At 37.2% G+C, this 12,478-nt stretch carries 10 protein-coding genes; 8 read left to right on the top strand and 2 right to left on the bottom strand.

Going from position 1 to position 12,478, the window contains the following annotated elements:
• Nucleotides 1–171 precede the first annotated feature (171 nt).
• On the bottom strand, nt 172–528 hold the full coding sequence (gene rnpA, locus AKG34_RS22105; RefSeq protein WP_053348308.1) for a ribonuclease P protein component: 357 nt from the start codon (nt 526–528) through the stop codon (nt 172–174).
• 80 nt (nt 529–608) lie between these two features.
• On the bottom strand, nt 609–743 hold the full coding sequence (rpmH, locus tag AKG34_RS22100; protein ID WP_034316183.1) for a 50S ribosomal protein L34: 135 nt from the start codon (nt 741–743) through the stop codon (nt 609–611).
• A 984-nt stretch (nt 744–1,727) separates the two neighbouring features.
• Here rpmH and dnaA point away from each other — a divergent pair.
• The 8 genes from dnaA (at nt 1,728) to AKG34_RS22060 (ending at nt 12,242) form a co-directional block, all read left to right on the top strand.
• The gene (dnaA, locus tag AKG34_RS22095; RefSeq protein WP_053348307.1) at nt 1,728–3,077 is read left to right on the top strand and encodes a chromosomal replication initiator protein DnaA; all 1,350 of its coding nucleotides are present in this window, start codon (nt 1,728–1,730) and stop codon (nt 3,075–3,077) included.
• Nucleotides 3,078–3,270: 193 nt separating this feature from the next.
• Nucleotides 3,271–4,407 (top strand): DNA polymerase III subunit beta, encoded by a 1,137-nt coding sequence (gene dnaN, locus AKG34_RS22090; RefSeq protein WP_053348306.1) that lies wholly within the window; start codon nt 3,271–3,273, stop codon nt 4,405–4,407.
• A gap of 220 nt (nt 4,408–4,627) precedes the next feature.
• Nucleotides 4,628–4,840, top strand: a complete 213-nt coding sequence (yaaA, locus tag AKG34_RS22085) for a S4 domain-containing protein YaaA (RefSeq protein WP_053348305.1) — start codon at nt 4,628–4,630, stop codon at nt 4,838–4,840.
• A 21-nt stretch (nt 4,841–4,861) separates the two neighbouring features.
• The gene (recF, locus tag AKG34_RS22080) at nt 4,862–5,980 is read left to right on the top strand and encodes a DNA replication/repair protein RecF (protein WP_053348304.1); all 1,119 of its coding nucleotides are present in this window, start codon (nt 4,862–4,864) and stop codon (nt 5,978–5,980) included.
• 12 nt (nt 5,981–5,992) lie between these two features.
• Nucleotides 5,993–6,256: an extracellular matrix regulator RemB gene (gene remB, locus AKG34_RS22075; RefSeq protein ID WP_053348303.1), complete on the top strand. Its 264-nt coding sequence runs from the start codon at nt 5,993–5,995 to the stop codon at nt 6,254–6,256.
• A 77-nt stretch (nt 6,257–6,333) separates the two neighbouring features.
• The gene (gyrB, locus tag AKG34_RS22070) at nt 6,334–8,259 is read left to right on the top strand and encodes a DNA topoisomerase (ATP-hydrolyzing) subunit B (protein ID WP_053348843.1); all 1,926 of its coding nucleotides are present in this window, start codon (nt 6,334–6,336) and stop codon (nt 8,257–8,259) included.
• A 95-nt stretch (nt 8,260–8,354) separates the two neighbouring features.
• Nucleotides 8,355–10,919: a DNA gyrase subunit A gene (gyrA, locus tag AKG34_RS22065; protein WP_053348302.1), complete on the top strand. Its 2,565-nt coding sequence runs from the start codon at nt 8,355–8,357 to the stop codon at nt 10,917–10,919.
• Nucleotides 10,920–11,246: 327 nt separating this feature from the next.
• The gene (locus tag AKG34_RS22060; RefSeq protein ID WP_152952394.1) at nt 11,247–12,242 is read left to right on the top strand and encodes an HD-GYP domain-containing protein; all 996 of its coding nucleotides are present in this window, start codon (nt 11,247–11,249) and stop codon (nt 12,240–12,242) included.
• The last annotated feature ends 236 nt before the right edge of the window (nt 12,243–12,478 follow it).

The raw sequence follows: 12,478 nt of genomic DNA, 5'->3' as shown, positions 1-12,478 counted from the left end.
CTCCTAACTGCAATCAATCTTTTTTGAAACAATTTTGAACTATTTACAAGCAGACTTCAAGGAAAAGTCATCCACTTTTTGTACAGTCCAATAAGGAATTTTCTATGATATTTTTCTCAATGTTTACGACATTATCTGAGGAGTACTTAGTTTTCGATATAAAGGAGAACTTTATTGTTTTTTCATTATAAAGTTTAGTGATTTAGAACGTTTTAGGACATGGATCAAGCTGCTTTTCACTTGGGAAAAGTCCATTTCCGCCGCTGGCTTTCGAGCAATCACAATATAATCCTTACCATCTTCTATATCATCTTTCAATTCCAAAAACGCTTGCCGTATGTATCTTTTAATCTGATTCCGAACAACGGCATTCCCGATTTTTTTACTGACAGAAAGGCCTATCCGGAAATAATCCTGTTCGGGCTTTTCAAGGACATAGACAACGAATTGCCGATTAGCAGAGGATTCGCCCTTTTTAAACACAAGCTGAAACTCGTCCTCTTTCTTAATCCTTAACTTTTTTTTCATCTTTACACCTTCATTAAATGAATTGAGTCTCAGTAAATCCCTTATTTTGCGAAAAAAGACCACTGAGACTTTTCAGTGGTCTATGCAGATAATACTTTTCTGCCCTTACGGCGACGTGCAGCAATTACTCTACGTCCGTTTTTCGTGCTCATACGTGCACGGAAACCGTGAACTTTACTATGCTTACGATTATTCGGTTGATAAGTTCTTTTCATTATATGACACCTCCCTGAGGAATAACAGTTAAAGACAGTCTTTACAATTATATAGATGATGGTTTCTACTTGTCAACCTCATCCAAAAAAATATTTCTTTTTATGCTCAATGTCCAGTAGGTCTTTTTTTACTACCTAGCCTATTGTAAATGATTTTGCCTCGAACTGATATAGAAATTTTTGGTGAGAGGGAAATTTCCATGAATTTTTCCCTTAAACACATTTAAGCAGATCTCTTAGTTTACACGCTCCACTCTGAAAAGGAATCAGCAAAAATATAGGGAAGGCCTGGTTGTTTTTAAATGAACCATTGGGTTTGTCAGGATAGGTTTTAATATTTACGTTTTTGATAGCTATAACAACATGTTTTTCTGTCCTATTCGTTTTAAAGAAGCAGAGAAATAAATTTATATAATTCGTGCCAAAACTTCAGTCTGTGGATAAAATTCGACATGATTTTTCCTATCCACAACCTGTTTTATAGACTTTTGCACATAACAATAGCCTGTGGAAAAGTTTTTCCCACAGGCTCGGTAAGTTGTGGATAAAGTTTTCTAACCCATTGCAAGACGCCTGAATTTCTGATATTATATTTGTGTTTTCACTCTGAATAACTTTATCAACAGGTAAGGTTTATCCACAGACTGTGCATAACATGTGGATAGCTTATTCGACCTGTGTATATTAATCTGTCCACAAACGGTGGATATTGTCGAAAACCCTTTTTTCTTCTTTATTATATATTTCTCCAAATACCTGTTGATGAATAATCATCCAAACCTACATCACCTTACAAGATGTAGTCTGTACAAAGGTTGTACAGCGCAAGATATAGTAATAGGGACATCACATTATAGAACACTCCCTTATACAGCTCACCGAACCTTTGCTGTCAAAATTTATATTAAGACGGCAATCGATGAGTTTATTTGTGCCTATACATTTTAGATATTATTAAAAATATTTTGCAAAGGAGGGATAAGTTTGGATAACATCGATAGCCTCTGGAACCAGGCGCTCGGAAAAATTGAAAAAAAGATCAGTAAACCAAGCTTTGAAACTTGGCTTAAATCAACCAAGGCTTATTTACTACAAGGTGATACATTAACAGTCACCGCTCCCAATGAATTTGCCAGGGACTGGCTTGAAGAACGCTATTCACATCTTATTTCTGATGTATTGTTTGAACTTACCGGTGAGGAATTGGAAGCAAAATTCATCATTCCTCCCAATCAAGAAGATGGTGATTTTACTGTTCCTGTTCAGCCTAAAAAGATTAAAAAACAGGATAAAGAACATAATGCATTTCCTCAGCATATGTTAAACGCGAAAAATACCTTTGATACGTTTGTCATCGGCTCCGGCAATCGTTTTGCCCATGCCGCGTCTCTCGCTGTCGCAGAAGCTCCTGCTAAGGCCTATAACCCATTATTTATTTATGGAGGCGTAGGACTAGGTAAAACCCATTTAATGCATGCAATTGGGCATTATGTACTTGAGCATAATCCGAAGGCAAAGGTCGTTTATTTATCTTCTGAAAAATTCACGAACGAATTTATCAATTCAATCCGAGATAATAAAGCAGGCGAATTCCGTGATAGATACCGAAGTGTAGATGTTTTACTAATTGATGATATTCAATTTCTAGCAGGAAAAGAACAAACTCAAGAAGAGTTTTTCCATACATTTAATGCACTACATGAAGAAAGCAAACAGATTGTCATCTCGAGTGACCGTCCTCCAAAAGAGATCCCAACACTCGAAGATCGCCTCCGTTCCCGCTTTGAATGGGGTTTAATTACGGATATCACACCGCCTGATTTAGAAACGCGAATTGCTATTTTACGTAAGAAGGCAAAAGCAGAAGGTCTTGATATCCCAAATGAAGTTATGCTTTATATTGCCAATCAAATTGACTCGAATATTCGTGAACTTGAAGGGGCACTTATACGTGTTGTTGCTTATTCTTCGTTAATTAATAAGGATATTAATGCTGATTTAGCAGCCGAAGCATTAAAAGACATTATTCCAAGCTCGAAACCTAAAATAATCACCATCTTAGAAATCCAAAAAACAGTTGGTGAGCATTATAGTGTGAAATTGGAGGATTTCAAAGCGAAAAAACGGACTAAATCTGTAGCCTTTCCAAGGCAGATCGCCATGTATCTTTCCAGGGAGTTAACGGATTCATCTCTGCCAAAGATAGGGGATGAATTTGGTGGTCGCGATCATACGACCGTTATTCATGCGCATGAAAAAATTTCTAAACTCATGCAAACAGATACCCAGCTTCAACGTCAGGTCAAAGAAATACAGGATCAGTTGAAGGTATAGATGATTCTGGATAATGTGTATAACTGATGACTACTTACACACAGTCTATCCACATGTGGATAGACTGTTTTTCCTTAGGTTGAGTCGACTTATCCACATATCAACAGGCCCTACTACTATTACTACTATCTTTTTTAATAAAAATTATTAATAAATATGCCTATTCGGCAATTAAAAATTTGGAGGATGAAACATGAGATTTATAATTCAAAGAGATCGATTAGTTCATAGTGTCCAAGAAGTAATGAAAGCAGTCACATCAAGGACAACGATTCCTATTTTAACGGGGATAAAAATAAGTGTTACAACTGAAGGTGTTACTTTGACAGGAAGTGATTCCGATATTTCCATTCAATCATTTATTCCAGCTGAAGTAGACGGTGATGAAATTGTTGAAGTGAAAAATAGCGGCGGAATTGTCCTAAATGCTCGTTTTTTCAGTGAAATTGTCAAAAAATTACCGATGGATACTGTAGAAATTGAAGTCGAAAACAACTTTCAAACAATTATTCGCTCAGGTAAAGCTGAATTTAACTTAAATGGACTGGATCCTGAAGAATACCCTCATCTTCCAATCATTGAGGAAGAAAATATTTTCAAGCTTCCAACAGACCTATTAAAAACTCTTATTCGTCAAACTGGCTTTGCAGTGTCCACCTCAGAAACACGCCCTATCTTAACAGGTGTAAACTTAAAGGTTCAAGATGACGAATTGACCTGTATTGCAACAGATAGTCACAGGCTGGCAATGCGCACAGCAAAAATTGAAAATAAAATTACTGGGACCTATAGCGTTGTGATTCCAGGCAAAAGTCTAAATGAATTAAGTAAAATCCTTGATGATACAAACGAACTCATAGAAATCGTCATTACCGAAAATCAAGTCTTATTCAAAGCAGAAAATTTATTATTCTTCTCCCGCCTACTTGAGGGGAATTATCCAGATACGTCCCGCTTGATTCCTTCGGATAGCAAAACGGATGTAACTGTTCACACAAAAGATTTTCTGCAAGCAATCGACCGAGCATCTTTATTGGCCAGAGAAGGCAGAAATAATGTGGTCAAACTGACAACTTTAGAAGGCCGCATTATCGAAGTCTCTTCTAATACACCTGAAATTGGTAAAGTAATTGAGGAAGTTCAAGCAGAAGCCATTGAAGGTGAGGATTTGAAAATCTCCTTCAGTGCTAAATTTGTTATGGATGCCTTAAAAGTTTTAGAAGGATCGGATATTAAAATCAACTTTACAGGTGCGATGCGTCCATTTGTAATTCGTCCGCTTCATGATGATTCTATGCTTCAATTAATTCTGCCTGTAAGAACTTATTAAGCTAAAATAATATTTCAAAAAAATTAAAGGCTTGCTAAACAAGCCTTTAATTTTTTTATACTTAAATATAGGCCCCATAAGGTTTTTTACAGCGTTTTTAATTCTGAATAAAACCTAGAACTATAAAAAATAAGAGCGAAAAAAGCTATACTTTGTCTTAATGGGATTTATTTAGTAAAATGAAGTATTAAAGACTACTTAGAAATGAGTGAGGCATGAAATGGACTCCATAAAAATCAGCACAGAATATATTACGCTTGGACAATTCTTAAAATTAGCCGATTTGATTCAAAGCGGCGGAATGTCGAAATGGTTCTTAAGTGAATACGAGGTTTTCATTAATGGCGAATTAGACGTGAGAAGAGGCAGAAAATTAAGATCAGGTGATAAAATAGAGATTCCTGGATTTGGCGTCTTCACAATTACAAGCTAAAACATAAGGGAAGAGCGGAATATGTATATTGAAAATATAAGTTTGAGAAATTACCGCAACTATACCGAATTGAACCTGACTTTTGAGAATAAGGTCAATGTAATCCTCGGCGAAAATGCTCAAGGAAAAACAAATGTCATGGAATCTATTTTTGTTTTAGCAATGGCAAAATCTCACCGGACTTCAAATGATAAAGAACTTATTCGCTGGGATGAAGAGTATGCTAAAATAGAAGGAAGAGTTAGAAAGAGAAATACCTCAATACCACTTGAGCTGACCATTTCAAAAAAAGGGAAAAAGGCGAAGTGCAACCATATTGAACAAAGAAAATTAAGTCAATATGTTGGAAATATGAATGTGGTCATGTTTGCGCCTGAGGATCTTAACCTTGTAAAGGGAAGTCCTCTAGTCAGACGCCGTTTTATAGATATGGAAATTGGCCAGGTTTCTCCCGTATACCTTCATGATATGAGCCAATATCATAAAATACTTCAACAAAGAAATCATTACTTAAAGCTTCTGCAGACCCGGAAACAAACGGATACGACGATGCTTGACGTGCTAACTGATCAATTTATTCAGTATGCAGCGAAAATTGTCGAAAGAAGATACGAGTTTCTTTTAAAGCTCCAGCAGTGGGCAGAGCCAATTCACTCGGGGATCTCCAGAAATCTAGAAGTATTGAAAATCCAATATAAACCGTCGCTTGATGTATCAGAATCTATGGATTTGACGAAAATGATAGAAGTATACACAGAAAAATTTGATAAAATAAAAACAAGGGAAATTGAACGGGGTGTAACACTGGTAGGTCCTCATCGTGACGACCTGGTTTTTTTTGTGAATGACCGTGATGTCCAGACATATGGTTCACAAGGACAACAACGCACAACTGCCCTGTCATTGAAACTTGCCGAAATTGAGCTGATTCATGAAGAAATCGGCGAGTATCCCATTTTATTATTGGATGATGTGTTATCGGAACTTGACGATTTCCGTCAATCTCATTTACTGAATACGATACAAGGGAAAGTGCAAACATTCGTGACGACACCCTCTGTTGATGGAATCGATCATCAAACCCTAAGAGAAGCGTCCACCTTTTATGTTAGTCAAGGAAGTATAAAAAAGGTTAAATGATGAGGTGAATGTATGTATCTCCATATTGGTGAAGACATTCTTGTGAAAACGGACGATGTCATAGCCATTTTAGATAAGAAGCTGCTCCAGGCCTCACCAATCATGAGTGAGTTTTTGGAGAAAAAGTCTGATGTAACTTACCATTTAGCAAAAAACTCGGTTAAATCGATTGTAGTGACGGATAAACAGGTCTATTATTCACCGCTTGCGTCGTCCACTTTGAAAAAGCGTTCACTGCAGCCATCGTTATTAATCGATGATATAGATTCTCTTTAAATTTAAGCGATAACGTAATAATTACTCCTGAAAAATTGATAAATGCCAAAAGAAAAGTGTAGGTGATACGTATGACAATGGAACAAAAAGAAGTACAAGCTCAGGCATACGATGAGAATCAGATACAGGTTTTAGAAGGCTTAGAAGCAGTTCGTAAACGTCCGGGGATGTATATCGGTACTACCTCTGCAAAAGGACTTCACCATCTTGTTTGGGAAATTGTCGATAATAGTATTGATGAGGCACTAGCAGGTTTCTGTACTGAAATCAAAGTGACAATCGAAGAAGACAATAGCATAACAGTAGTCGATAATGGTCGGGGAATTCCAGTAGGTATCCATGAAAAAATGGGACGGCCAGCAGTAGAAGTAATCATGACGGTCCTTCATGCTGGCGGTAAATTTGGAGGCGGGGGTTATAAGGTCTCCGGTGGTCTGCATGGTGTAGGAGCTTCAGTAGTTAATGCCCTATCCACGGTATTGGAAGTGTATGTTCATCGTGAAGGCAAAATTCATTATCAGCAGTTTAACCGAGGGGTCCCTAGAGAAGATTTGAAAATTATCGGGGAAACCGATCATACAGGGACAACAGTACACTTTATTCCGGATCCTGAAATTTTCAAGGAATCCGTGGAATATGATTTCGATACATTAGCCACACGTATCCGTGAGCTTGCATTCTTGAATAAAGGCTTGAAGCTCATCATTGAAGATAAACGTGAAGAAGAAGATAAAATCAAGGAATACCACTACGAGGGCGGTATCAAATCTTATGTTGAGCATTTGAATCGTTCAAAAGAAGTCCTTCATGAGGAACCGATTTTCATGGAAGGCGAGAAAGAAGGTATATCTGTCGAATTAGCTTTGCAATATAATGACAGCTATATCAGTAACGTTTTTTCCTTTGCCAATAATATTCATACGTATGAAGGCGGTACACATGAATCAGGATTCAAGACTGCATTGACACGGGTTATCAATGATTATGCACGGAAAAACGGGCTCTTAAAAGAGGCCGACACCAATTTCTCTGGTGAAGATGTTCGTGAAGGGTTAACGGCAATTATTTCTATTAAGCATCCTGAACCTCAATTTGAGGGGCAAACCAAAACCAAACTTGGAAACTCAGAAGTAAGAACGGTTACTGATTCCATTCTTTCGGAAAGGTTGGATTCCTTCTTATACGAAAATCCTTCAGTTGCTAGAAAAATTGTTGATAAAGGGCAAATGGCGGCAAGAGCTCGTTTGGCAGCCAAGAAAGCACGTGAGTTAACTCGAAGAAAAAGTGCCTTGGAAGTCTCCAGTCTACCTGGTAAACTGGCAGATTGTTCGTCGAAGGATCCGTCTATCAGCGAATTGTACATTGTAGAAGGAAACTCGGCTGGTGGCTCAGCTAAACAGGGACGTGACCGCCATTTCCAAGCTATTCTGCCGCTAAGGGGTAAAATCCTAAATGTGGAAAAGGCGCGATTGGATAGAATCCTTCATAATATAGAAATTGGTACAATTATTACTGCACTCGGAACAGGTATTGGCGATGAATTCAATATTGAAAAAGCTAGATACCATAAAATTGTTATCATGACCGATGCGGATGTAGACGGTGCCCACATTAGAACTTTAATGTTGACATTCTTCTATCGCTATATGCGGAAAATTATAGAGTATGGTTATATTTATATTGCCCAACCACCTCTTTTCAAAATTCAGCAGGGTAAACGAGTGGAATATGCCTATAATGACCGCCAGCTAGAACAAATCATGACAAGTCTACCAAGCACTCCTAAGCCTAACTTACAGCGCTATAAAGGGTTGGGTGAAATGAACCCAGAGCAACTATGGGAAACAACAATGAACCCTGATACGAGAACGCTACTTCAAGTTAGTTTGAAAGATGCCATTGAGGCAGATGAAACTTTCGAAATGTTGATGGGAGATAAAGTAGAGCCGCGTCGTAACTTTATTGAGGAAAATGCGATTTATGTGAAAAACCTCGATATCTGATTTTTTTGACAGGATGAATTTACATCCTGTTCTTTACATAATGAAAGATCAGTTAAAAAAATGAGAGTAAAAGCTTTATAAAGGAGGTTGGCTCCATGTCAGAAAATGAAAGATCAGGTGTAAAAGAAATAAATATAAGTACCGAGATGCGTACATCTTTTTTGGATTACGCTATGAGCGTTATCGTATCCCGGGCGTTGCCTGATGTAAGGGACGGCTTGAAACCGGTACACAGAAGAATTCTTTATGCGATGAATGATCTTGGTATGACGTCGGATAAACCATTTAAAAAATCAGCCCGTATTGTCGGAGAAGTAATCGGTAAATATCACCCGCATGGTGACTCTGCTGTTTATGAAACGATGGTCAGGATGGCTCAGCCATTTAACTATCGTTATATGCTCGTTGATGGACACGGGAATTTCGGTTCGGTCGATGGTGACCAAGCGGCCGCCATGAGGTATACAGAAGCGAGAATGTCAAAGATTTCGATGGAATTGCTTCGTGATTTGAATAAGGATACGGTTAACTATCAGGATAACTATGATGGTTCAGAACGAGAACCAGCTGTTATGCCAGCCCGTTTCCCAAACTTATTAGTGAATGGTTCGTCAGGGATAGCAGTCGGAATGGCTACCAATATTCCGCCCCATCAATTAGGTGAGGTAATTGACGGTGTATTGGCTTTAAGTAAGAATCCTGATATAACGATTCCAGAATTGATGGAATTTATCCCTGGTCCAGATTTTCCAACTGCGGGTTTAATTTTAGGGCGCAGTGGAATTAGAAAAGCCTATGAAACTGGAAAAGGGTCAATCATTCAGAGGGCGAGAGTCGAAATTGAAGAGAAGTCCAATGGAAAACAGGTTATTCTAGTTAAAGAAATCCCTTATCAAGTGAACAAAGCAAGATTAATTGAAAAAATTGCAGAACTTGCTCGTGATAAGAAAATTGAAGGTATTACCGATTTACGGGATGAATCAGATCGTAACGGTATGCGTATTGTTATGGAACTACGAAAGGACGTAAATGCAAATGTCCTTTTAAACAACTTGTATAAGCACACTGCAATGCAAACAACCTTCGGAATCAACTTGCTTGCACTGGTGGATGGACAGCCTAAAGTATTGAACTTAAAGCAATGTCTGCACTATTACTTAGAGCATCAACAGGTAGTTATACGTCGTAGAACTGAATTTGAACTACGTAAAGCGGAAGCGCGTGCTCATATTTTAGAAGGTTTGCGAATTGCCCTTGATAATTTGGATGCGGTCATTACATTAATCCGTGGTTCCCAAACTACAGACATTGCCCGAGAAGGGTTAATGACACAATTTTCACTTTCTGAAAAACAGGCGCAAGCCATTTTAGATATGCGTTTACAACGCTTGACCGGTTTGGAACGGGAAAAAATTGAAGATGAATATCAAGCGTTAATGGCATTAATTGCAGAATATAAAGCTATCCTTGCTGATGAGGAAAAGGTTCTTGAAATTATCCGTGAAGAGCTTCTTGAAATTAAAGAACGCTTTAATGATAAAAGAAGAACTGAAATTACATTAGTCGGTTTTGAGAGCTTAGAAGATGAAGATTTGATTCCAGAGGAAAATATAATCGTGACATTGACTCATAACGGTTATATTAAACGTTTGCCTGCAACCACGTACCGCAGCCAAAAACGCGGAGGGCGAGGTATACAGGGAATGGGTACGAATGCAGATGACTTTGTTGGTCACTTGTTAACAACTTCGACTCATGACACACTATTATTCTTTACTAATAAAGGTAAAGTTTATCGTTCTAAAGGATACGAAATTCCTGAATATGGTCGGACGGCAAAAGGACTGCCACTTATTAATTTGCTAGAAGTTGATAAAGGTGAGTGGGTCAATGCAATCATACCGGTGAAGGAATTTGTCGATGATTGGTATTTATTCTTCACAACCAGACACGGTATATCAAAGCGTACACCACTGTCATCCTTTGCAAATATCCGCAATAACGGTTTAATTGCTTTAGGGCTACGAGAAGATGATGAATTGATCTCTGTACGTCTTACGAATGGAGAGAAACAGATTATTATCGGAACAAAAGACGGAATGATGATTCGTTTCCCTGAAACGGATGTACGCACAATGGGACGTACTGCAGCTGGAGTAAAAGGGATTTCCTTAAGGGCAGATGACGAAGTAGTCGGCATGGAAATTCTTGAAGAAAATGAAGAAGTCTTGATTGTTACGAAAAATGGTTATGGAAAACGGACATCTGCTGAGGAATACCGTATTCAAAGCCGTGGTGGTAAAGGGATAAAAACATGTAATGTCACAGAGAAAAATGGTGAACTTATTGCCGTGAAAACAGTGACAGGAGAAGAAGAGGACTTGATGCTGATTACAGCAGCTGGTGTGTTAATCCGAATGGAAGTCGAAGGTATTTCTAAAACGGGTCGTAATACACAGGGTGTTAAGCTCATTCGTCTCGAATCTGCAGACAATGAATATGTTTCAACGGTGGCCATCGTTGGAAGAGAAGAAGAAGAAAAAGAAGAATTCGTTGAACAAGAAGAAGGAATAGAGCAGAATTCAACGAGTATTGATTTAGATTCTGATTCTAACGAAGTAGTCGAAAACGAAGAACCTGAAAAAGATACGGAAGAATAATCGTTTAATAATAGAGACCCAGCCATTATGCTGGGTCTTTTTTATGAAGTAATTGAGGGCTTTCAGGCGAATTCTCTCTAAAAGATAAAGTAAATGATGGGTATATAGTCATGTTTTTTGAGGGAAAATAAAGGTTTTATACTAATAAAAAGCTTTTTTTTAGGTATTTAATCATGAAAAATATAGTTTGTTCCATGTTTTTCTAGTAAAATGATATTCATTAAATAACTGTTACAGAGGTGAACAGTTTTGCTAGTAAAAACTCACTATTTAGCTGAAGGATGTATTCTTTCAAAAGATATTAAAGGTCTTACGGACCGCCCTATCATGTATGAAAAAACAATATTGACTAAGGAATTAATAAAGACTTTGCAAGCCTTTTTAATAACAGAGGTTAGCGTTGAAAAAACATTAATTGATGGAAAAAATTTTTTACCGAAAGAAGTTATAGATAATGAACTGGTTGAAATAGAAGAGTTTTCAAATTTTATTAATTTATATCTGAAATCGGTTCAAACGTATAAGAGTTTATTTAAAAATTGGCAGGCTGGGAGCAAGGTAGAGGTAGCCATGATTCGTTCAATTCTTATTCCTTTAGTTGATAAAGTCTTGGAGAAACCAGGAAACATTCTGATACTACACCATTATTGCAATAAAGAAGATTACATGTATCATCATGCTATTTCAACTGGATTAATAGGGGGATATATTGCCTTTAAAATTCAATGCGATTTAGCGGATGTCTATCAAGTAGCTATTGGAGGCTGTTTGGCTGACTGTGGTATGGCTAAGCTGTCATCAAGGATTTTCAATAAAACGACGAGTTTAACTGTCGAAGAAAATGAGGAAATCCACAATCATCCCATTTTTAGCTATAAAATGATAAAAGATAGTTCTATCATTAAGGATAGTGTGAAGTTAGCTATTTTAGAGCATCATGGAAGGTTAGATGGAACTGGCTATCCCCAAACAATAAAAACTAAATCCATGCACGTATTTTCAAAAATCATTGCAGTTGCAGACGTTTTCCATGCCATGACTTCGGAAAGATTATATAGGAAAAAACAGTCACCATTTAAAGTAATGGAAATGATTTTACATGATGACTTTGGTAAATTTGATTTAGCGGTCGTTAAGACACTCTTATCAGGATTAGCTAATTTTTCTATTGGAAGTAAGGTCAAGTTGAACAATGGATCTATTGCTGAAATTGTTTTTATTGATCCAAGTGCTCAAACCAGGCCACTAGTTAAGGTAGTAGATAATGAACAAATAATTAATTTAGGGATAAATCGGGAGTTATATATAGAGGAAATCTTATAATGATAGAAAAAGCTTACTAATTTAATCAGGTAAGCTTGCTCTATTTTAAGTAGACAACCAAAGAATTGGGCGAAGTATTTTATTTATTTTAAAATAGCTCTTGCAATTACTTGTGATACTAGATATAATAACTAAGTCGACAGCGAGAGAAAAAAAGTTGTTGACAAAAAATAATATTATTGATATATTATTAAAGTCGCTTACGAGATAAACGACACTGAAATTGCTCTTTGAAA

The sequence above is a fragment of the Peribacillus butanolivorans genome (assembly GCF_001273755.1).
GTDB classification, from domain to species: Bacteria; Bacillota; Bacilli; order Bacillales; family DSM-1321; genus Peribacillus; species Peribacillus butanolivorans.
The sequence above is the reverse complement of the archived record's forward strand: the minus strand, read 5'-3'. Positions and strand labels throughout refer to the sequence as shown.

Excerpts from the sequence above, each read along its gene's own strand:
- rnpA (WP_053348308.1), bottom strand. The coding sequence starts at position 528 with ATGAAAAAAAAGTTAAGGATTAAGAAAGAGGACGAGTTTCAGCTTGTG.
- rpmH (WP_034316183.1), bottom strand. The coding sequence starts at position 743 with ATGAAAAGAACTTATCAACCGAATAATCGTAAGCATAGTAAAGTTCAC.
- dnaN (WP_053348306.1), top strand. The coding sequence starts at position 3,271 with ATGAGATTTATAATTCAAAGAGATCGATTAGTTCATAGTGTCCAAGAA.
- yaaA (WP_053348305.1), top strand. The coding sequence starts at position 4,628 with ATGGACTCCATAAAAATCAGCACAGAATATATTACGCTTGGACAATTC.
- recF (WP_053348304.1), top strand. The coding sequence starts at position 4,862 with ATGTATATTGAAAATATAAGTTTGAGAAATTACCGCAACTATACCGAA.
- remB (WP_053348303.1), top strand. The coding sequence starts at position 5,993 with ATGTATCTCCATATTGGTGAAGACATTCTTGTGAAAACGGACGATGTC.
- gyrB (WP_053348843.1), top strand. The coding sequence starts at position 6,334 with ATGGAACAAAAAGAAGTACAAGCTCAGGCATACGATGAGAATCAGATA.
- gyrA (WP_053348302.1), top strand. The coding sequence starts at position 8,355 with ATGTCAGAAAATGAAAGATCAGGTGTAAAAGAAATAAATATAAGTACC.
- AKG34_RS22060 (WP_152952394.1), top strand. The coding sequence starts at position 11,247 with ATGTATGAAAAAACAATATTGACTAAGGAATTAATAAAGACTTTGCAA.